Raw genomic sequence first — 21617 nt, forward strand, 5'->3', positions numbered from 1 at the left:
CCCGAAAGAACGCCTGATGAGCTCCTCTAAAACGGTTTCTGCCGAATCCGGCGAAACATTCAAGACCCTGCGCAATCTCTGGCCCTATATGTGGCCCGAGGACAGGCCGGACCTGCGCATGCGCGTGGTTTGGGCAACGTTCTATCTGGTCATTTCGAAGATCGTTCTCATTCTCGTTCCCTATTTCTTCAAATGGGCGACGAACGCGCTGAACGGACAGTTGCATGCGCCGGGCTATGTGCCGCTGTTCCTGACCGGCGCGGTCATGCTCGTGGTGGCCTATAACGGATCGAGGATCGTGCAGGCCGGTCTCAACCAGCTGCGCGACGCCTTGTTCGCCAGTGTCGGCCAATATGCAGTGCGTCAGCTTGCCTATCGCACATTCGTGCACATGCACCAGCTTTCGCTGCGCTTCCATCTGGAGCGGCGCACGGGCGGTCTGTCGCGCGTGATCGAGCGCGGCACGAAGGGCATCGAAACTATCGTCCGCTTCACCATTCTCAACACGCTGCCGACCATTCTGGAATTTGCGATGACGGCGGTGATCTTCGCGGTCTCCTACGGCATTTCCTATCTGGTCGTCGTGGCGGCGACGGTGGTGTTCTATACCTGGTTCACCATCAAGGCGAGCGACTGGCGCATCAACATCCGTCGCGAGATGAATGATTCCGATACGGACGCCAACACTAAGGCCATCGACTCCCTGCTGAACTTCGAAACGGTGAAGTATTTCGGCAATGAGACGATGGAAGCCCAGCGCTTCGACGCCTCCATGGCGCGTTATGAAAAGGCTGCAACCCAGACCTGGACCTCGCTCGGTTGGTTGAACTTCGGTCAGGCCGTGATCTTCGGCGTGGGCATGGCGATTGTCATGGTCATGTCGGCGCTGGAAGTGCGCGCTGGAACGCAATCCATCGGCGACTTCGTCTTCATCAACGCGCTGCTGATGCAGCTTTCCATTCCACTCAACTTCATCGGCTTCATCTATCGCGAAATCCGTCAGGGCCTGACCGATATTGAACAGATGTTCGACCTGCTCGATGTGAAGCAGGAAGTGAGCGACAAGCCGGGCGCCAAGCCGGTGCAGGTCGACAAGGGCGCGATCCGCTTTGATGACGTGCACTTTGCCTATGATTCCAGCCGTCCGATCCTCAAGGGCATCAGCTTCGAGGTGCCAGCAGGCAAGACGGTGGCGATAGTCGGGCCTTCGGGCGCTGGCAAGTCCACGATCTCGCGGTTGCTGTTCCGCTTCTACGATATCCAGTCGGGCTCGGTGACCATCGACGGGCAGGACGTGCGTGACGTGACGCAGGAAAGCCTGCGCAAGGTCATCGGCATGGTGCCGCAGGATACGGTGCTGTTCAACGACACCATCGCCTATAATATTCGCTATGGCCGCACCGATGCGACCGAGAAAGAGGTGGAGAAGGCAGCCGATATGGCGCAGATCTCTCGTTTCATCCGGCATCTGCCGGACGGCTACAAGGCCATGGTCGGCGAGCGCGGTCTGAAGCTTTCAGGCGGTGAAAAGCAGCGCGTCGCGATCGCACGCACGATCCTGAAAGCGCCGCCGATTCTGATCCTTGACGAAGCGACCTCGGCGCTGGATACGGCGACTGAGCAGGAAATCCAGTCAGCGCTGGATATTGTCAGCCGTGGCCGCACGACACTGGTTATCGCGCACCGTCTTTCGACGGTCATCGGTGCGGATGAAATCATCGTGCTCAAGGACGGTTTGATTGCCGAGCGCGGCACTCACCGCCAGCTTCTGAAGCACAAGGGCCTTTATGCCTCGATGTGGGATCGTCAGCGTGAGGCCGACGAGGCCGAAGAACGCCTGCGTCAGGTTCGCGAGAGCGACGATATGGGCGTGGTTGTGCGCGGAACCCCTGCGGCGGAGTGATCACGCCACCTGACAGTCGTGCATAAATTGCGAAATGCATTTTGAGATTCCGGGAGTCATGCGCTACATACGGCTAAAGCGTTTTGCAGCCAAATGGGAACATTTGGCTGCGCACAAATGCGGCCCGAGCAACGATTTAGAGCGCCGGTCTGGTGAAGCCAGATCGGATGCGCTCTAAATACGAGGAACAAGCGATGAGCCTGACTGACACTATCCGCAACACTTTCGCGCCGATTCATCGGGAAGGCTATCCGTTCATAGCGGGCTTTTTCGTGGTTTCGCTGATCCTTGGCTGGTTGTGGAACCCGCTTTTCTGGATCGGCATGGTGCTCACGGTCTGGTGCATCTATTTCTACCGCGATCCCGAACGCGTGACGCCGATGGACGACGATCTCGTCATCAGCCCGGCGGACGGCAAGGTCTCTTTCGTCGGCCCGGCCATCCCGCCTGCAGAGCTTGATCTGGGCCTCGAGCCGCTGATGCGCGTTTCCGTGTTCATGAATGTCTTTTCCGTGCACATCAACCGCTCGCCGGTTCGCGGTCAGATCGTCAAGGTCGAGCATCGCCCGGGCAAGTTCCTCAATGCGGAACTGGACAAGGCCAGCACCGAAAATGAACGCAACAGCGTTCTGATCGAAAGCCCGCATGGCAAAGTCGGCGTGGTGCAGATCGCCGGTCTGGTGGCGCGCCGCATCGTGTGCTGGTCGAGCCAGAACGACGATTTGTCGGTTGGCGAGCGTTTCGGCCTTATTCGCTTCGGTTCGCGCGTCGATGTTTACCTGCCAGCCGATGCGACTGTGCGCGTTGCCGTGGGTCAGACGGCTGTTGCCGGTGAAACGGTGCTTGCCGATTACGGCAGCAACCGCAGCGAACCCGTTGTCCGGATTGCATAGAACATGGGAACACCCTTTCCGCCTTTTGAGCCCAATGGCCGCGTGGATTCATCCCGCGGCCCAAAGCTGTCGCAGATACCGCTGCGTATCGTTATTCCGAACCTCATCACGGTTCTGGCCATTTGTGCCGGTCTGACCGGCATTCGTCTTGCCTTTGAAAACCGCTTTGAGCTGGCCGTCGCCATGGTGCTGGTCGCGGCATTTCTCGATGGTATCGACGGTCGTGTTGCGCGCATGATGAAAGGCTCGTCGAAATTCGGCGAGCAGATGGATTCCCTCGCCGATATCGTCAATTTTGGCGTTGCGCCCGCGCTGGTGCTTTATGCATTCATGCTGGATCAGGCGCGTTCCTTCGGCTGGATTGCCGGTCTTCTCTATGCGATTGCCTGCTGCCTTCGTCTGGCGCGCTTCAATGTGATGCTGGAAGACCCGAACCGGCCCGCCTGGCAGAGCAACTATTTCATCGGCGTGCCCGCGCCCGCTGGCGCCATGCTGGTGCTGTTGCCGGTCTATCTCGGTTTTCTCGGCCTGACGCCCTCGCGCGGGCTGGCCTTTGGCGTTGCCATTTATACCGTGGCCATCGCGTTCCTGCTGGTCAGCCGTCTGCCGGTTTATAACGGCAAATCGGCGGGCAGCCTCGTGCGCCGCGATATCGTTATGCCGCTGATCCTCTGCGTGGTTGTTTATGTGGCGTTCCTGATGAGCTTCACATGGCAGACGCTGAGCCTGACGGCTCTGGTCTATCTGGCTTTCCTGCCGTTCAGCCTTGCCGCATGGAACCGTCGCGAGGCAGCGGATCGCGCTGCGGCGGCAGAACCGGCGACCGATAGCGAAGAAGAAAAGCCGTCACCGTCAGAAGACAAGTGACGGCAGTTTTTCCAGAATGAACTCAACGCGCTCCTCGACCGAAGTTTTCGGCAGGAGCGCGATTTCATATCCGAACCGGCGATAGATTGTCTCCATCGCTGTGAATGTTCGCACAGCCTCATCGAAGTCCTGTTTGCGTTCGGCATCCTGCCTGAAAATTTCCGGCCATGGCGGGGCGAGAAATACCGTTTTGTTATAACGAATCTGCTGCGCAGCCGCTTCCATATGTGAAGGCACCGGCAGGCTGCAGAGCGAAAGATAACCGATCACATCCGGCACACCGCGATCAAAGAAGACCGGCTCTGTTTGGTCTTGTGCCGAGCGATGTGACCGCATTTCCCACGACAACATCAGTTCGGCAAAGAGCGCGCGGTCGTCCCAGGGTAGGGCCGTGCCGCCTATGGCAACCTGATCCTGAATGATGGCGCGCCCGGCTTCCACGGTGCGCGCAAAACCTCGCTGTTCGAGCGCATTGATCAGCGTGCTCTTGCCCGATCCGGGACCGCCGCTGATGACAAGAAATCGTGCATGGGTGTCAGCCATTCTGTTCTCCAGACAATAAATTGCGTTGCGGCGTGCGAAAGGCGCATGCCGGTGACGATAGATTTCTTTGGAAGGGGAGAGGGAAAAAGCCCGCTAAAAAAGGCCGAAGACAAGGCGGCGAGGGGAGCTAATATCAGTAAAGTATCGCTGGCCCAGCAGATTAGCAAGGCCAGCTAAAAAGCATTACGACGGCATATGATAGTCGAGGAAGCGGTCCTGACGCACGTCAAACAGCTTGCCCGTGACGTCGAGCGCCGGATCGGCAAGCTTGACGATCTTTTCGGCCACATCCTGCGGTGTCGGCAGGGTGTCCGGGTCTTCGCCGGGCATCGCCTGTGCGCGCATGGCCGTGCGGGTTGCTCCGGGATTGACTGAGTTGACGTTCAGAGCCATCTGCTTGGTCTCTTCAGCCCAGCTGCGGGCCATGACCTCGACAGCTGCCTTGGAAGCCGCATAGGGCCCCCAGAAGGCGCGGCAGCTATGTGCAACGCCCGATGACAGCAGAATGGCGCGTCCGGCATCGGAAAGGCGCAGCAGCGGATCGGTGGAGCGGATGAGACGCCAGACGCTCGTCACGTTGACATTCATGACCTTTTCAAAGGTCTTTGCTTCCACATGACCGATTGGCGAGATGGTGCCCAGCACGCCCGCATTGGCGACCATGATATCAAGCTTGCCCCAGCGCTCGTGGATCGAGCCGCCAAGACGGTCGATGGCTTCCATATCGGTGATGTCGAGCGGCACCAAAGTCGCATTGCCGCCGAGCTTGCGAATATCGTCGTCCAGCTCTTCAAGCCCGCCGACGGTCCGCGCAACCGCGATCACATGCGCGCCGCGTTTCGCCAGTTCCAGTGAAAGAAAATACCCGATGCCGCGCGATGCGCCCGTTACCAAGGCCAGCCGGCCCGTAAGGTCGATTGTCATTCCGTCCCCAATGACTTTTTATGTGAAGGATTGGAGCGGCCCGCAGGCCGCCCAGTTCGCGAATGTGCGTTAGCCGTTGCTGGCGAGCAGCGACAGCGTGTGGATGTTGCTTTCGCCTTCCTGATCGAGAAGGCGGGTCGGGTAATCGCCCGTGAAGTAGTGATCGGTGAAGGCAGGCGCCTTCGGATCACGCGCCTTGCCGCCGACCGCCTTGTAGAGACCGTCGATAGACAGGAAGGCCAGCGAATCCGCACCGATGTAACGGCACATGGATTCCAGATCTTCATGCTGGTTGGCGAGAAGCTTGTCGGCGTGCGGCGTGTCGATGCCGTAGAAATCCGGATGATAGATCATCGGGCTTGCCACGCGCATATGCACTTCCTTCGCGCCGGCATCGCGCATCATCTGCACGATCTTGACCGAGGTGGTGCCGCGCACGATGGAATCATCCACCAGAACAACACGCTTGCCTTCGATCATCGCGCGATTGGCCGAATGCTTCAGCTTCACGCCCAAAGCGCGAATCTGCTGGGTCGGCTCAATGAAAGTGCGACCGACATAATGGTTGCGGATGATGCCATATTCGAACGGAATGCCGCTTGCCTGCGCAAAGCCGAGCGCCGCAGGCGTGCCGCCATCGGGCACCGGCACGATGACATCGGCTTCGACACCGGCCTCATCAGCCAGTTCGATACCCATATTCTTGCGCGCGACATAGACGCTGCGTCCGCCGACGACCGAATCCGGACGGGCGAAATAGACATATTCGAACAGGCACAGACGTTCCGGCTGCGGGTTTTCCGCCTTGATGCACTGGGTGGTGATCGAGCCGTCCTGCTGGATTTCGCAGACGATCACTTCGCCATTTTCAACGTCGCGAATGTATTTCGCGCCAATGATGTCGAGGGCGCAGGTTTCCGAACAGAAGATCGGCTTGCCATCCAGTTCGCCCATGACGAGCGGACGAATGCCGATGCTGTCGCGCGCGGCGATCAGCTTGGTGCGGGTCAGCGCCAGCATGGCGTAGCCGCCTTCAACCTGACGGATCGCATCCACGAAACGGTCGGAAGACGAGGCGAAACGCGAACGGGCGATCATATGCAAAACGACTTCCGTGTCGGAAGTCGCCTGAAAGATCGCGCCTGAAGCGATGAGCTGTTTGCGCAGCGAGATGCCGTTGGTGAAATTGCCGTTATGGGCAATCGCAATGCCGCCGACTTCCAGTTCTGCGAAAAGCGGCTGCACATTGCGCAGGATCGTTTCGCCGGTCGTGGAATAGCGCACATGGCCGATGGCGCGGTCGCCGGGCAGGCGGTTCAGCGTGGCGGCGTCGGTGAAATGGTCGCCAACGAGGCCCATATGGCGTTCAGAGTGGAAGCGGCGATTGTGATAGGACACAATACCGGCGGCTTCCTGTCCGCGATGCTGAAGGGCGTGCAGACCGAGCGCTGTCAGCGCCGCGGCGTCCTCATGACCCAAAATGCCGAATACACCACACTCTTCATGCAGGGTGTCGTCATCCAGCATAAAGGAAGTCTCATCATGCGATTGTTGGAACATTGTCCGCAAGGCCTTTCGATTGCGGGTTGTTAAAAACAACATTTACATGAAAGGACGCTGTTTTGAAAGCGATCCCTTGAACCCGCGTCAGTTAAGCTGATCATATAGGCCTTCATTGGGGCCAAAAACAGATGAAACCGGCACAAGCCGGTTTCAATTTTTCACATCAGATTCTGATTATTGCTGCGCTGGCGCGTCATCCGGAACAGGTGCTTCTTCCTGATCGCCGGTGGCCGGTGCGTTGCGCTGCGGCTTGAATTTTTCAACCATCGATTCAGGGTCGGCAGGCAGGAGATTGCGCAGCTGTTCGCCGAAGGAATCGAGCATCGGCTTCGATTTCGCATTGGTGATCCAGGCAGGCTGGTTATCCGGCACCGCCCAGTTGAAGAACAGCATGGCGACGACCATCAGCAGAACACCGCGTGCGGCGCCGAACAGGAAGCCCAGCGTGCGGTCGAGCGCGCCGATGCGGCTGTCGATGATGAAATCCGCGATCTTCATGGTGATCAGCGAAACGATGATCAGCACCACGAGGAAAACCGCAGCCATGGCGGCGATCATCGCAAGAGTTTCGTTGTTGATATAGGGCTTTATGTAGGGCAGCACCGGCTTATAGAATAGGAAAGCGGCAGCTGCTGCCGCAGCCCAGGATACGAGCGACAGTACTTCGCGGGAAAAACCGCGCACCATCGCCAGAACCGCTGATACCAGCGTTATCCCGAGTAGAATTCCATCAAGCATGGTTATGGGCATTCTGGCCTGTCCTTAGTTTTTCGCGCAAGCGTTCCGGTGCGCAGGGCAGTCAAAGACGCGGAAGCTTACCACTGGAAGGTTGACAGAACCTTCCAGCTTCACATTCCCGATTATTACTTCTTTCCGGCACCCGATGCTGCAATGCGTGCAACGAGGTCGGGCAGGGCGGCTGTTTCCATAAGACGGAAGCTGCGATCTTTCCAGAGTTCGCCGCTACCGCTTGGTACTTCCGCCTGCCGGAAGCCGAGTTTCTCCGCTTCCTTCAATCTCTGTACTGCATGCGTCACCGCACGAACAGCACCGGAAAGGCTGATTTCGCCGAAATAAACACAATCTGGCGGAAGGGCAATACCGGCCATCGAGGAAACGAGCGCCGAAGCAACGGCAATATCGGCAGCCGGTTCGCTGATCCGGTAGCCGCCCGCAACATTCAGATAGACGTCATGCTGCCCAAAACGCACCCCGCAATGCGATTCCAGCACGGCGAGGATCATGGCGAGACGCCCGCCATCCCAGCCCACGACAGCGCGGCGTGGCGTGCCGAGAGAGGAGGGGGCGACAAGGGCCTGAATTTCCACCAGAACCGGGCGCGTGCCTTCCATACCGGCGAAAACCGCAGCTCCCGGTGCTTTCTCGTTGCGTTCGCCAAGGAAAAGCTCGGACGGATTGGACACTTCGCGCAAGCCGCCATCGGACATTTCGAAAACGCCGATTTCGTCGGTGGGGCCGAAGCGGTTCTTCACTGTGCGCAAGATGCGGTAATGATGCCCGCCTTCGCCTTCGAAATAGAGAACGCCATCGACCATGTGCTCGACCACGCGCGGGCCGGCAATCTGGCCGTCCTTGGTGACGTGGCCGACCAGCACCACCGCAGCGCCTGTCTGCTTGGCGTAACGGATCATCGCTTGCGCCGAGGATCGCACCTGCGTAACCGTGCCGGGTGCTGAATCCGCCATATCGGTCCACAAGGTCTGGATCGAATCGATGATGACCAGATCGGGGCGTTTGCCATCGGAAATGGTGGCGATGATGTCTTCGACATTGGTTTCGGCAGCAAGTTCTACTGCGGATGTGGCGACGCCGAGACGCTGCGCGCGCAGGCGGATCTGTGCGACGGCTTCTTCGCCCGAAACATAGACGATGCGGTGGCCGCGATTGGCAAGGGCTGCTGCCGCCTGCGTCAGAAGTGTGGATTTGCCGATGCCGGGATCGCCGCCAATCAGCAGCGCCGAACCGCGCACGAAACCGCCGCCAGTCACCCGGTCGAGTTCGCTGATGCCGGAAATAATGCGCGGGGCATCTTCAATGTCACCGGAAAGCGAGGTCAGCGCCACGGCGCGACCCTTGCGCTTCGACAACATGGCGCCCGGACCGGAGCCGATGCCGCTATTGGTGCCTTCCTCGACGAGCGTGTTCCACTCGCCGCAGGAATCGCACTTGCCCGCCCAGCGCGTATGCACTGTGCCGCAATTCTGGCAGATGAACTGAATGCGCGCCTTGGCCATCAGAGACGCGCCCTTTTCGAAGAGATATTATTCATACTGTTCGGGAAGATAGGAACCCTCGGCCAGATCTGCAAATCGCGTGAATTCGGACTGGAAGGCGAGCTTGACCGTTCCGGTCGGTCCGTGACGCTGCTTGGCGATGATGACATCGGCAGTGCCGCGCACTTTTTCGAAATGCTGCTTCCATTCTTCGTATTTCGGGTCGAACTCGTCGCGCGGCTCAAGGTTCTTGACGTAATATTCCTCGCGGAACACGAACAGCACCACGTCGGCGTCCTGCTCGATCGAACCCGATTCACGAAGATCGGAGAGCTGCGGACGCTTGTCGTCTCGGCTTTCCACCTGACGCGAGAGCTGTGAAAGCGCGATGATCGGAACATTCAGTTCCTTGCCGAGCGCCTTCAGGCCGGTGGTGATTTCGGTGATTTCCTGCACGCGGTTCTGTGCCGAGGCCTTCGACGAGCCGGTCATCAGCTGTACGTAGTCGATCACCAGAACATCAAGGCCGCGCTGGCGCTTGAGACGACGGGCGCGGGCGGCCAGCTGCGCGATGGAAATACCACCGGTCTGGTCGATATAGAGCGGGATTTTCTGCATCACCTGCGAGCAGGCGACCAGCTTTTCGAAATCGGTCTCGGTGATATCACCACGACGGATTTTCGAGGACGACACTTCCGTCTGCTCGGAAATAATACGGGTGGCGAGCTGTTCTGCCGACATTTCGAGCGAGAAGAAGCCGACCACGCCGCCATTCTTGGCTTTCACCGTTCCATCGGCCTGCTGGTCCGGCTCATAGGAATTGGCGATGTTGAAGGCGATATTGGTGGCGAGCGAGGTTTTACCCATGCCCGGACGTCCGGCGAGGATGATCAAGTCGGAAGGCTGCAAGCCGCCCATCTTGCCGTCCAGCGTATGAATGCCGGTCGACACGCCGGACAGGTGTCCATCGCGCATGAAAGCGGCATTGGCCATGTCCACGGCGGTGGTCACGGCGTCCTTGAACGGCAGGAAACCGCCATCATAACGGCCGGTTTCGGCCAGTTCGAACAGGCGGCGCTCGGCGTCCTCGATCTGCTCCTGCGGTGCGTTGTCGACCGCTGCGTCATAGGCGACATTGACCATGTCCTCGCCGATCCCGATCAGCGCGCGGCGGGTCGCCAGATCGTAGATCGCGCGGCCATAATCCGCAGCATTGATGACGGTCACGGCCTCGGTGGCCAGTCGCGTGACATATTGGAATATGGAAAGATCGCCCACCTTGCCGTCAGGCAGGAAGGTCTTCATCGTGACCGGATTGGCCATCTTGCCGACGCGGATGAGATCGGTGGTGATCTCGTAAATACGGCGATGCAGCGGCTCGAAGAAATGGGTCGGCTTCAGGAAGTCCGATATGCGGTAAAAGGCATCGTTGTTGATCAGGATTGCACCCAGCAATGCCTGTTCCGCTTCGATATTGTGTGGTGCTTCCCGATAGAGTGCGTCTTTCTGATCGCGCACATCCTCGAGTTTGCGTACCGCCGCTTCCGCCATGATTCTTGATCCTGTCCCTGATGCTGCCAGCTAACCGTCATGTGATGCCAAACGCAACGCGGCTTCGGATGATTCCTGCTGGAAGGGATAAGCTATACCATGATTCACACTGATTCACAGTTTGCGCCTGCGCATGGACGCTATGTTCTTGACGGGCGTTGCCGTGATGAACGGTGGATATTACTCTGTATCGGATCATCAAAATTCATCTACCCCGGATCATGTGTGATTCCGGCGGCGGGCTCCTCACGCAAGGTTCATTCATGCGGCATCGTCTGATCGCGGCCGGGCTTTCCTGCCTGGCCTATCTCGCTTCGTTTACGGCACCGGCTGCTGCGGCTGAACCGATCAAGGTCAAGGTCTTCATCGCAGCCATGTTCGAGATCGGGCAGAACAGCGGTGACCGCGCTGGCGAGTTTCAATGGTGGTATGAGCGCTATTGGAAAGACGCCAAGCCCATCGAAGTGAAAGGCACGCTGAAGCCGGTCTATTGTAATGATGACGGTGTCTGCGGCTCGGTGCTGGGCATGGGCAAGGTCAATTCATCCTCCAGCATGCAGGCGATTCTGCTCGATCCGGCCTTCGACTTCTCGAAGAGCTATTACATTCTGTCGGGTGTTGGCGGCACGCCGCCATCGCTCGGCACCATCGGCGATGTCAGTTGGGCGACATGGCTGGTCGATTACGATCTCGGCCATCGCTGGGCGCCGGAAGAAGGCAAACCCGGCGAACCGGTTTTCATGCCGCGCAAGGGCTATGAGGACTATCGCGTCTTCAAGCTCAACCCCGATCTGATCGCGGCTGCCGTGCGCCTTGGCTCGAAGGTGGAGCTGCGCGATTCGCAGGCAGCCCAGAACTACCGCATGCGGTATCCGGACAAGGCCGCGCAGGCCAAGCCGTCGCTGAAGACCGGCACGCATATGACTGGCGATACGTTCTTTCATGGCCCGGGCCTGTCGAAAGAAGCGCAATACATCGCGCATCTTTACGGTGCCGATGATTATCTCGTGACCGAAATGGAAGCGGCTGCGATCACGCTGGTCATCAAGCGTCAGTTCGGCACGGATCGTATTGCCAGCCTGCGCGGCGCGGTGAATTTCGATCAGGGCAACCCGAATGAAACCACCTTGCAGCACCTCGATCCGGCGCCGGGTCAGACGGCAGGCGGTTTCGCAGAGACGGTGCAGAGCATCTATCTGGTCGGTTCGCCGCTGGTCGATGATATCGTCGCCCATTGGGACAAGTGGGAGGCCGGAGTGGCGAAGGGCGAGTAACGTAAAAAGGGCTGCCGGAGACGGCAGCCCTTTTTGATAACGTGAACCGGCGCTTGCCGGATCAGGCATTCATGCTTTTCTTGACGGCGCGGGCCTCGCTATTGGCCCCCCTTGGTGCGCTGTCGAGCCGCTTCAGGCGCTTTTCTTCCGCTTCGATATAGTTGCGCGTCAGCGGAACCGATTCCTGCCGGTGCGCAATCTGGATGTGGAACACCATCATGTTCTGCCAGCGGAACGCGCTTTCCGATGCGGCAAGATAAAACTCCCACATGCGGCAGAAGCGTTCGTCATAAAGTGCCTTGGCCCGCTCACGATTGGCCATGAAGGCCTCACGCCAGGCTTTGAGCGTTTCCGCATAATGCAGCCGCAGGATTTCGATGTCGGTGACATAGAGTCCGGCCTTTTCGATATGCGGCAGTACTTCCGACAAAGCAGGGATATAACCGCCCGGGAAGATGTATTTGCGGATGAACGGATTGGTCGCGCCCGGCCCGTCGGCACGCCCGATGGCATGCAGCAGGAACACGCCGTCCGGCTTCATCAGTCGCGCCACATGCTGGAAATATTCCGCAAAATGGCCGACACCGACATGCTCGAACATACCGACTGAAACCAGCCGGTCGAACTTGTCATCGATGTTGCGATAGTCAGTCAGTTCGAACTTGGCGCGATCCGAAAGCCCTTCATCCGTGGCTCGCTGATTGGCAATGCCGTGCTGTTCTTCCGACAAGGTCACACCGGTCACATTGGCCTTGAGGTGGCGGGCGAGATAAAGGCCCATGCCGCCCCAGCCGCAGCCGATATCGAGCACCTTGTGGCCTTCCTTCACCAGCAATTTCGCTGCGATATGGCGCTTCTTGGCGAGTTGCGCTTCGGCAAGCGTTGCATTTGGTGTTTCGAAATAGGCGCAGGAATATTGCTTGTCCGGATCGAGAAACAGGTCGTAAAGCTCGCCGGACAGGTCGTAATGGCTTTTGATATTGTCAGACGAACGCGCAATCGTGTTCATCTGCTGGAAGCGGCGGAACAGAATGCGCAGCTTTGCCAACGCCTTCATCCACGGCTCTATCGCCACTGTCGGCCCGGTATTTTCGAACACGATCTGGAGCAGCGTGTAGATATCACCTTCCAGAAAGTCGATCTCGCCGTCCATGAAACATTCGGCGAGCTTCAGTTCGGGGTCGAGCGCTACGGCGCGCTCGGCGTGCTTTGTCTTGAAGTGTATATGAACCGGCACACCGGTCTTGTCGCCATACTGCGAACGCGCACCACTAGAATCGGTGACCGTCAGATCGCCGGTTTTAATCATATGCGAAAGAACAGTACGCATCATTCCATACATCGGCCCCATCTCCTTTTATGGATGAGGCAGGCGTAGCATCCATGCGGTTGCATGGCAGGCGGCTTGTGTATCCTCTGTCAGAGCCACACTGTCATTAGATTTTCAGGCAGTGATCCATCAGGTCTACCGGCCTTGGGAACGCTGTCTTAAGCAACGCGGACGTTTCCGTCTGCACCCTCTCCAATACATTACCAAGGAGAAGAATAGGCAGTTTTCCCGTTCTGGAAAGAGAAAATGCCCGGCGGAGGCCGCCGGGCATGATCATTTAAAGTTTACCACCATTGGAACGCCTGCTGACAAAGCTGGCATTCCGGAGATAATAGGTGGCTAATTAAGCCTGGTCTTCAGCTTCTTCGTCTTCGTCGAAGATTTCTTCGGCAAGCGGAGCTTCTTCGATGCCGTAGATGGCTTCGATCGAGGTGAGGTCTTCACCCTTTGCCTGACGTTCAGCTTCTTCGTTCGAACGAGCGATGTTGACGGTCACTTCAACCTGAACTTCCGGATGCAGCGAAATCGAAACTTCGTGCAGGCCGATCGTCTTGATCGGATGGTTCAGTTCAACCTGGTTGCGGTGCAGGGTGAAGCCGTTTGCCGTGATAATGTCGGCGATGTCGCGGGTCGAAACCGAACCGTAGAGCTGGCCGGTTTCACCAGCCGAACGCACAACGATGAAGCTCTGGCCGCTGAGCTTTTCAGCAACGGCGCTTGCTTCGTTCTTGCGTTCCAGGTTCTGGGCTTCGAGCTGAGCGCGCTGGCCTTCGAACTTCTTCTTGTTGGCTTCGTTGGCACGAAGAGCCTTGCCCTGCGGGAGCAGGAAGTTACGGGCATAGCCGTCCTTGACCTTGACGGTTTCGCCCATCTGGCCGAGGCGGCCAATGCGTTCCAGAAGAATGACTTCCATTGGAGTTTCCTTTCGAGTGTTTGATTCGGGTTACGGTTGTTTATCGGTGCTCTTGTCGCTGCCCGGAATTTTCGAGATCGGCGCGCCGCGCGACGTATCGAAAAGGCCGACCACCATGAAGACGAAGAGCAGGAATGCGAAGAGAATGATCGCAAGATAGGCAAACCACAGCGCCACCGGGCGCCATACCTTGCCGCGTGTGCGCATATGCATGATGGCGAGACCTGCCATCATGAAGCCTGCGCCGAGTGCGCCCACCACCACGGTCGCCACCAGACCGGCGCCGCCGGAGAAGAAGGCGACTGCAAGCGCGATTGCGAAAACGATCAGCGCCGGGCGCGGCATACGCAGCGTTGCGGGCCAATCGTCACGCGGACGGCGCAGACGGCCCGACATGGCGGTCAGGCGCAGCGCCAGATAGAGATTGCCGACCAGAATGGCGAGGCAGGTGGCAGGCTGGATCGCCGGAAGGGCGAACATCAGCAGCGCCGACATCGTGTTGCGCATTTCATCGCTGGCGGTGAATTGCGGGTCGGCTTCCGCAACGCGGTCGATAACCGCATTGGCCAGTTCCCGCGCCATATCCGGGCCGAAGCCGAGAATTGCGCCGATGACGACAAAGGAGACCGCAACCATCAAGGCGAGGCGGAATATAATATCCGACAGCGGATACCAGACCATCACGTCCTTCGGTCCGCCCAGTTCTTCGGCAGGTCGCGCAAGGCCGGACAGATAAGCGCCGATGGCCGCAGGGATATAGCTCGTCAGCGCCATCAGGAGGGCAGCCATCGGAACGGCAAAGACGCCGACGGCGATAGTTGCGACGGCTGCTGCAACGATACCGGCGGTGGAACCCCAGCCAAGTGCTGCAACGAAAATGGGAAGCGGTGTCAGGAAATACAGAACCATCGCCATGCCCGACTGGACAATGACGCCGGACGACATCAATGCCGAGGCAAGCCCCGCCAATATGCCGACACCAACTATGGTTCCGTTGAATTTCATCAGTCTCGCTGTCCTGCTCCGGCTATTCCGGTTTTGCAGTTAGAGACGGCACGAGGGCTGCGTCTCAACTTGGGTTTTTAATACACTCCGTCGCGCCCATCGCGATGGAGGAAAGGGTTCGGGAGGCAAACTCTGATGAGAATGCCTCCCGAAGAAGTCTTACTTCACAACGTAAGGCAGCAGGCCGAGGAAACGAGCGCGCTTGATCGCCTTGGCGAGTTCACGCTGCTTCTTCTGGCTGACAGCCGTAATACGGGAAGGAACGATCTTGCCGCGTTCGGAAATGTAACGCTGCAGAAGCTTGATGTCCTTGTAGTCGATCTTCGGTGCGTTTGCGCCGGAGAACGGGCACGTCTTGCGACGGCGATGGAAAGGACGGCGGGTCGGGATCTGATTGATATCAACCATGATTATGCTCCTTCACCAGCTTCGTTGTCGCGTGGGCGACGTGGGCCGCGATCACCGCGATCGCCACGATCACCGCGGTCGAAACCACCTTCACGGCGGCGCGGACGGTCATCACCATCACGCTCGCGACGGTCGTCACGGCGGGTCAGCATAGCCGACTGGCCTTCTTCGTGTTCTTCAACGCGAATGGTCATGAAGCGCAGGACGTCTTCATTGATACGCATCTGACGTTCCATTTCAGCAACGGCAGCAGCCGGAGCGTCGATGTTCAGAAGCGTATAATACGCCTTACGGTTCTTGTTGATACGGTAGGTGAGGGGACGCAGACCCCAAGCTTCAACCTTACCGACCTTGCCGCCATTAGCTTCGAGGACACCCTTGTACTGTTCGACGAGAGCGTCGACCTGCTGCTGGGAAATGTCCTGGCGGGCAAGAAGCACATGTTCATAAAGAGCCATTGGCTTTGCCTTTCTTCGTTATATCACGCCGACACCAGCGGCTAAGCCCCTGCGACTTCTCTTTTGCCGGAAAACCGGTGAAGAAAGGACGCGTACTTGAGACGGTCGAGAGCGGAGACACGGGAGGCAGAAGCGCTTATGACTTCCACGAACGCCTGTGACATTAATTTCACAAAACATCCGGCCCTCCGTTCAGCCCCCAGCTGGTGCCGAGCAATGAACGGGCGGCTATTACGTGTTTTTCCCCTTGTTTGCAAGCGCGATATCCCCGAAAAACCGACAAATGCTTGACTTTTCGCCCAAGGCTAAGGCACATCGCGCCAAATTGTGCATTAATTGCAGGGCATGTCGGCGAAAACGGATACCGGTTTCGACATTATCATATGCTTAAAACCAGAATGAGGCATCAATGGCGGTAGCATTTACCTTTCCCGGACAGGGCAGCCAGGCGGTAGGCATGGGCAAGGCCCTGGCCGAACAGTTCGCGGAAGCGCGCGCCGTCTTTGACGAAGTGGACGCAGCGCTCGGCGAAAAGCTGTCCGCCACCATGTTCGAAGGCCCGGAAGATGTTCTGACGCTCACCGCCAATGCGCAGCCCGCGCTGATGGCTGTGTCGATGGCCGTCCTGCGCGTCATGGAATCGCGTGGCTTCTCGCTGAAGGAAAAGGTTTCCTACGTGGCCGGTCACTCGCTGGGCGAATATTCGGCGCTTTGTGCTGCCGGCACGTTCTCGCTTGCCGACACGGCGCGCCTCCTGCGCATTCGCGGCAACGCGATGCAGAAGGCTGTTCCGGTTGGCGAAGGCGCGATGGCGGCCATCATCGGTCTGGAACATGGCGACGTGGAAGCGATCTGCGCGGAAGCCAAGGCTTCCGGTTCTGTTCAGATCGCCAATGACAATGGCGGCGGCCAGCTGGTGATTTCGGGTTCCAAGGCTGCGGTCGAGCTGGCGGCTTCGCTTGCGTCCGAGAAGGGCGCAAAGCGCGCCATCATGCTGCCGGTTTCCGCACCCTTCCATTCGACCCTGATGGCACCTGCCGCCGAAGCAATGCGCGAAGCGCTGGCCAGCGTCGAAAAGCACAATCCGGTTGTGCCGCTTATCGCCAATGTGCGTGCAGCGCCGGTGACGGACGCCAACGAAATTGCCGATCTGCTGGTCGAGCAGGTGACGGGTCAGGTGCGCTGGCGCGAGACCGTGGAATGGTTTGCCGCCAATGGCGTGACTTCGCTTTATGAAGTAGGTTCGGGCAAGGTTCTGACCGGTCTGGCGCGCCGCATCTCCAAGGATGTGTCCGGCGCTGCCGTTGGTTCGGCTGAAGAAATCGAAGCGGCAATAGCTGCACTCAACGCTTAAAAGGGATTTCGCATGTTTGATCTGACTGGCCGCAAGGCTCTCGTAACCGGTGCGACCGGCGGTCTGGGTGAAGCGATTGCTCGCGCGCTCCATGCACAGGGCGCCATTGTCGGCCTGCATGGCACGCGCGAAGAAAAGCTGAAGGAACTGGCTGCCGAACTCGGCGACCGTACTTTCATCTTCCCGGCCAATCTGTCGGACCGTGAAGCCGTCAAGGCGCTCGGCCAGAAGGCTGAAGAAGAGCTGGGCGGCGTCGATATTCTGGTCAACAATGCCGGTATCACCCGCGACGGTCTGTTCGTGCGCATGAGCGATGAAGACTGGGATGCCGTTCTCAACGTCAATCTCACCTCGGTCTTCAACCTGACGCGTGAGCTGACCCATCCGATGATGCGCCGCCGCAATGGCCGCATCATCAACATCACCTCCATCGTTGGCGTGACCGGAAACCCGGGTCAGGCGAATTATTGTGCATCGAAGGCAGGCCTTATCGGCTTCTCCAAGTCGCTGGCGCAGGAAATCGCAAGCCGCAATGTGACGGTGAACTGCATTGCGCCCGGCTTCATCGAATCGGCCATGACCGACAAGCTGAACGACAAGCAGAAAGAAGCGATCATGGCCAATATTCCCATGAAGCGCATGGGCGTGGGCGCGGATATCGCCGCTGCTGTGGTCTATCTGGCCAGCGATCAGGCTGGTTACGTGACGGGCCAGACGCTGCACATCAATGGCGGCATGGCCATGATCTGATCCCCTTCACCCCCCTGAATTATGGTATAAAATACCTTAATACTGGGGGCGTGACAGGAAAAGGCGCTTTGCCTCGCCCAAGAAGCATGGTAATGCGCCCATCGAGAGTTGCGGTGTTTCTAATGGAAATGCCGCGATCCTGTTCCGAAAGGAATATCCACAGGATGGCTGTCCGGGCGACATCGCTTGAAGCTGACAGGCATCTTATAACTTGATTACAATCCTGCATGCCGCTAACCAAGGCAGAGCAACAAACACACAGGTCGAGGTTCCGACATGAGCGATACCGCAGAGCGCGTCAAGAAAATCGTTGTTGAACATCTGGGCGTAGATGCCGACAAGGTCACGGAAGGCGCAAGCTTCATTGATGATCTCGGCGCAGACAGCCTCGACACCGTCGAGCTGGTCATGGCTTTCGAAGAAGAATTCGGCGTTGAAATTCCTGACGACGCTGCAGAAACGATCCTCACGGTCGGCGACGCCGTGAAGTTCATCGACAAGGCTTCTGCCTAATCAGAACAGAGTTGAGGGCTGGGCTCTTCGGATCCCGGCCCTGCCTGTATTCTGAGCTATAGTCTGACATTGCCGGATGCGGCGCCTTTGCAAAGAGGCCGCTCGCGTCCGGGAATGCCAGCAGCTACAACGTACAGAGCAGTCCTGTGGACATGTCTGCGCGGGCCGTTTTCGGCAATTAAGTGAATTTGCCGGGATGCCAAGTGTCGTCCAAGTTTCGACTGGCTCCTGCGGCAGACTCCGATTTAACGATTGGAGCATCATCCCTTATATCAGGCCCGGACATTGCATCTGCCGGTGAAAGCCTGCGGGTCGATGCTCGTGACATAACAGTTTTAAGGGGTGGATATGAGGCGTGTCGTCATCACCGGTCTCGGTCTGGTGTCACCGCTTGCAAGCGGTGTGGAAGAGTCCTGGAAGCGGCTTCTGGCTGGCGAAAGCGGGGCTCGCCGCATCACGGAATTCGAGGTTGACGATCTGGCTTGCCAGATTGCCTGCCGCATTCCGGTAGGCGACGGTACCAACGGCACGTTCAATGCCGACCTCCATATGGAGCCCAAGGAACAGCGCAAGGTCGATCCGTTCATCGTCTATGCCGTCGGCGCTGCCGATCAGGCGCTGGATGACGCGAACTGGCATCCCGAGAGCGATGAAGATCAGGTGCGCACCGGTGTTCTGATCGGTTCCGGCATTGGCGGCATCGAAGGCATCGTCGAAGCAGGCTACACGCTGCGCGACAAGGGCCCACGCCGTATTTCCCCGTTCTTCATTCCCGGACGTCTGATCAATCTGGCTTCCGGCCATGTATCGATCAAGCACAATCTGCGCGGCCCGAACCATTCGGTCGTCACCGCCTGCGCAACGGGCACGCACGCCATTGGCGATGCGGCACGTTTGATCGCTTTCGGCGATGCCGATGTGATGGTTGCCGGTGGCACGGAATCGCCGGTCAGCCGCATTTCGCTCGCGGGCTTTGCAGCCTGCAAGGCGCTTTCCACCAAGCGCAACGACGATCCGACCGCCGCGTCGCGTCCTTATGACGATGACCGCGATGGTTTCGTCATGGGCGAAGGTGCTGGCGTTGTGGTTCTGGAAGAGCTTGAACACGCGTTGGCGCGTGGCGCGAAGATCTATGCCGAAGTGATCGGTTACGGCCTGTCGGGCGATGCCTATCACATCACGGCTCCGACCGAGAGCGGCGAAGGCGCCGAGCGCTGCATGGTTGCAGCTCTCAAGCGCGCTGAAATCACGCCGGATCAGATCGATTACATCAACGCGCATGGCACATCGACCATGGCTGATACGATCGAGCTGGGCGCTGTCGAGCGCGTGGTCGGCGATGCGGTTTCGAAGATTTCCATGTCTTCGACCAAGTCGTCCATCGGCCATCTTCTGGGTGCTGCCGGTGCTGCCGAAGCGATTTTCTCGACGCTGGCCATTCGTGACAATGTTGCGCCTGCGACGCTCAATCTCGACAATCCGGCGGTTCAGACCAAGATCGATCTGGTGCCGCACAAGGCACACGAACGCAAAATCGACGTGGCTCTGTCGAACTCCTTCGGATTCGGCGGAACCAACGCTTCGCTGGTGCTGCGTCGCTATTCCTGACCAGCTTTTCCAGCCGGAAAGTCAAAATCTAATAGGATTAAATAAAAACGCGGGGATTTCTCCGCGTTTTTGCCAAAATATAACCGGATGCGATATTTAAAATCTGCAACAGCGGTTAGGGTAAGCCTGTCTCCGATGCTTCAAAGCTTCGAAGGCATGAATTGCGGAGAGCCGCTCGGGACAGATAGGTGACGCATCGTTGTGGCGCCGTCAGTCAAGGCTACAGGACCGAGGTGATGGAGTGAATTCAGAGGTAAAGCCCGGGGAGCAACCCGGAAACAACTCTGCCGAAGAGCAAGCGAAGGCTGCAAGGGCCGAAACGCCGTCGGAAGCGACTGCGGCGGCAAAGCCGTTTGTTCCCAAATCCGCGTCCGAAGCCCTGCGCCCCGAACCGGGCACACCGCCGCCGCGCAAGCGCTCGCGCCATGCGCGCAGCCAGATCGTCGTGTTCATGAATTTCATGCTGTCGCTGGTCGTGCTGGCATTGCTGGGTGCATCGGCGCTGTTCTATTTCGGCAAGATGCAGTTCGACGGTCCGGGACCGCTGACGGACGCCACGACTTTCCTGGTCAAGCGCGGCGCTGGCATTTCCGAAGTGACGAACAGCCTCGAAGCCCGCGACATCATCAGCGATGGACGTATTTTCCGGTTCGGCATCCGCGCCTATGGTCATGAGAACGACCTCAAAGCCGGTGAATACGCCATTCCGGCAGGCGCAACCATGCGCGACGTGATGAATATTCTCATCAGCGGCAAGTCGATCATGTATCCGCTGACGGTGCCGGAAGGGCTGACCGTCAAGCAGATTTTCGACCGTATTTCCGCCGACCCCATTCTGGTGGGCGATATGCCGAAGGATTTTCCGCCGGAAGGTTCGCTGTTCACCGACACGCTGCATTTCACGCGCGGCACCTCGCGCTCGGAAATCATCGACCGCATGGTCGCTTCGCAGAAGAAGCTGGTTGACGATATATGGGCGAAGCGCGGACCAGACCTGCCGGTCAAGGACCGCAATGAGTTCGTGACGCTGGCTTCCATTGTCGAGAAGGAAACGGGCATCGCATCGGAGCGTCCGCACGTTGCGTCGGTCTTCGTCAATCGTCTGAACAAGAACATGCGTCTGCAGTCGGACCCGACGATTATCTACGGCCTGTTCGGCGGCGCGGGCAAACCGTCCGACCGTCCGATCTTCAAGTCGGATATCGAAAAGCCAACGCCTTACAACACCTATGTCATCAATGGCTTGCCGCCGACGCCGATTGCCAATCCGGGCAAAGCGGCACTTGAGGCGGTCGCCAATCCGCTCGACACGGAAGACCTGTATTTCGTGGCGGATGGCACTGGCGGGCACGTCTTCTCGAAGACTTTGCAGGAACACAACGCCAATGTTCGCAAGTGGCGCAATGTGGAACAGCAGAACAGCACTGGTACTGGCGCAAGCGGCCAGAACACAGGCCAGAGCAACGGTCAGAGCGCGGGGCAGTAAAAAGCTGCTGAAACGTATCTGTGCGAATTTTTCAGAGCCG

20 protein-coding genes are annotated in these 21617 nt (G+C 58.4%); 9 read left to right on the forward strand and 11 right to left on the reverse strand.

Going from position 1 to position 21617, the window contains the following annotated elements; translation table 11 throughout:
• Positions 1-16 precede the first annotated feature (16 nt).
• The 3 genes from FHW03_RS22045 to pssA all read left to right on the forward strand — a co-directional run bounded on the left by FHW03_RS22045 (position 17) and on the right by pssA (position 3663).
• Positions 17-1903, forward strand: a complete 1887-nt coding sequence (locus FHW03_RS22045; protein WP_182522599.1) for an ABC transporter ATP-binding protein/permease — start codon at positions 17-19, stop codon at positions 1901-1903.
• 167 nt (positions 1904-2070) lie between these two features.
• Positions 2071-2796, forward strand: a complete 726-nt coding sequence (locus tag FHW03_RS22050; protein ID WP_182522600.1) for a phosphatidylserine decarboxylase — start codon at positions 2071-2073, stop codon at positions 2794-2796.
• Between the two features lie 3 nt (positions 2797-2799).
• On the forward strand, positions 2800-3663 hold the full coding sequence (gene pssA, locus FHW03_RS22055; protein WP_182522601.1) for a CDP-diacylglycerol--serine O-phosphatidyltransferase: 864 nt from the start codon (positions 2800-2802) through the stop codon (positions 3661-3663).
• Here the strand turns inward: pssA and FHW03_RS22060 are convergent.
• The 6 genes from FHW03_RS22060 to FHW03_RS22085 form a co-directional block, all read right to left on the reverse strand.
• Entirely contained in the window at positions 3649-4206 is a 558-nt protein-coding gene (locus tag FHW03_RS22060) for an AAA family ATPase (RefSeq protein ID WP_182522602.1), read from the reverse strand. The two genes, pssA and FHW03_RS22060, sit on opposite strands and share 15 nt — an antisense overlap.
• A gap of 183 nt (positions 4207-4389) precedes the next feature.
• Positions 4390-5130, reverse strand: a complete 741-nt coding sequence (locus FHW03_RS22065) for an SDR family NAD(P)-dependent oxidoreductase (RefSeq protein WP_182522603.1) — start codon at positions 5128-5130, stop codon at positions 4390-4392.
• Positions 5131-5199: 69 nt separating this feature from the next.
• Complete coding sequence (purF, locus tag FHW03_RS22070; protein ID WP_182522604.1) at positions 5200-6690, reverse strand: amidophosphoribosyltransferase; 1491 nt, start codon at positions 6688-6690, stop codon at positions 5200-5202.
• 177 nt (positions 6691-6867) lie between these two features.
• On the reverse strand, positions 6868-7443 hold the full coding sequence (locus FHW03_RS22075; RefSeq protein WP_182522605.1) for a CvpA family protein: 576 nt from the start codon (positions 7441-7443) through the stop codon (positions 6868-6870).
• 113 nt (positions 7444-7556) lie between these two features.
• Positions 7557-8948, reverse strand: coding sequence for a DNA repair protein RadA (gene radA / locus FHW03_RS22080; protein WP_109368472.1), 1392 nt, complete (start codon positions 8946-8948; stop codon positions 7557-7559).
• A gap of 27 nt (positions 8949-8975) precedes the next feature.
• Positions 8976-10478, reverse strand: a complete 1503-nt coding sequence (locus FHW03_RS22085; protein WP_182522606.1) for a replicative DNA helicase — start codon at positions 10476-10478, stop codon at positions 8976-8978.
• 263 nt (positions 10479-10741) lie between these two features.
• Between FHW03_RS22085 and FHW03_RS22090 the strand changes: the two genes are divergently transcribed.
• Entirely contained in the window at positions 10742-11752 is a 1011-nt protein-coding gene (locus FHW03_RS22090) for a purine nucleoside permease (protein WP_182522607.1), read from the forward strand.
• Between the two features lie 61 nt (positions 11753-11813).
• On the opposite strand, the gene FHW03_RS22095 is transcribed toward FHW03_RS22090, so the two are convergent.
• The 5 genes from FHW03_RS22095 to rpsF form a co-directional block, all read right to left on the reverse strand.
• Positions 11814-13094, reverse strand: a complete 1281-nt coding sequence (locus FHW03_RS22095; RefSeq protein WP_182522608.1) for a cyclopropane-fatty-acyl-phospholipid synthase family protein — start codon at positions 13092-13094, stop codon at positions 11814-11816.
• A 331-nt stretch (positions 13095-13425) separates the two neighbouring features.
• Entirely contained in the window at positions 13426-13995 is a 570-nt protein-coding gene (gene rplI, locus FHW03_RS22100; RefSeq protein ID WP_182522609.1) for a 50S ribosomal protein L9, read from the reverse strand.
• A gap of 30 nt (positions 13996-14025) precedes the next feature.
• Positions 14026-15000: a DUF2232 domain-containing protein gene (locus FHW03_RS22105; protein ID WP_182522610.1), complete on the reverse strand. Its 975-nt coding sequence runs from the start codon at positions 14998-15000 to the stop codon at positions 14026-14028.
• Between the two features lie 159 nt (positions 15001-15159).
• Positions 15160-15408, reverse strand: coding sequence for a 30S ribosomal protein S18 (rpsR, locus tag FHW03_RS22110; protein ID WP_006466219.1), 249 nt, complete (start codon positions 15406-15408; stop codon positions 15160-15162).
• Positions 15409-15410: 2 nt separating this feature from the next.
• Complete coding sequence (gene rpsF, locus FHW03_RS22115; protein ID WP_121537353.1) at positions 15411-15866, reverse strand: 30S ribosomal protein S6; 456 nt, start codon at positions 15864-15866, stop codon at positions 15411-15413.
• A 409-nt stretch (positions 15867-16275) separates the two neighbouring features.
• On the opposite strand from rpsF, the gene fabD reads away from it, so the two are divergent.
• From fabD to mltG, 5 genes are all read left to right on the forward strand, one after another.
• Positions 16276-17220: an ACP S-malonyltransferase gene (gene fabD / locus FHW03_RS22120; protein ID WP_182522611.1), complete on the forward strand. Its 945-nt coding sequence runs from the start codon at positions 16276-16278 to the stop codon at positions 17218-17220.
• Between the two features lie 12 nt (positions 17221-17232).
• Positions 17233-17970: a 3-oxoacyl-[acyl-carrier-protein] reductase gene (gene fabG, locus FHW03_RS22125; protein WP_078338058.1), complete on the forward strand. Its 738-nt coding sequence runs from the start codon at positions 17233-17235 to the stop codon at positions 17968-17970.
• Between the two features lie 276 nt (positions 17971-18246).
• Positions 18247-18483 (forward strand): acyl carrier protein, encoded by a 237-nt coding sequence (locus FHW03_RS22130; protein WP_002963616.1) that lies wholly within the window; start codon positions 18247-18249, stop codon positions 18481-18483.
• 348 nt (positions 18484-18831) lie between these two features.
• On the forward strand, positions 18832-20091 hold the full coding sequence (fabF, locus tag FHW03_RS22135) for a beta-ketoacyl-ACP synthase II (protein WP_182522612.1): 1260 nt from the start codon (positions 18832-18834) through the stop codon (positions 20089-20091).
• 379 nt (positions 20092-20470) lie between these two features.
• A complete protein-coding gene (gene mltG, locus FHW03_RS22140; protein WP_377515482.1) occupies positions 20471-21577 on the forward strand; it encodes an endolytic transglycosylase MltG in 1107 nt (368 codons plus the stop codon).
• Positions 21578-21617 lie beyond the last annotated feature (40 nt).

Origin of the sequence: Ochrobactrum sp. RH2CCR150, assembly GCA_014138095.1 — a bacterium.
Classification (GTDB): domain Bacteria; phylum Pseudomonadota; class Alphaproteobacteria; order Rhizobiales; family Rhizobiaceae; genus Brucella; species Brucella gambitense.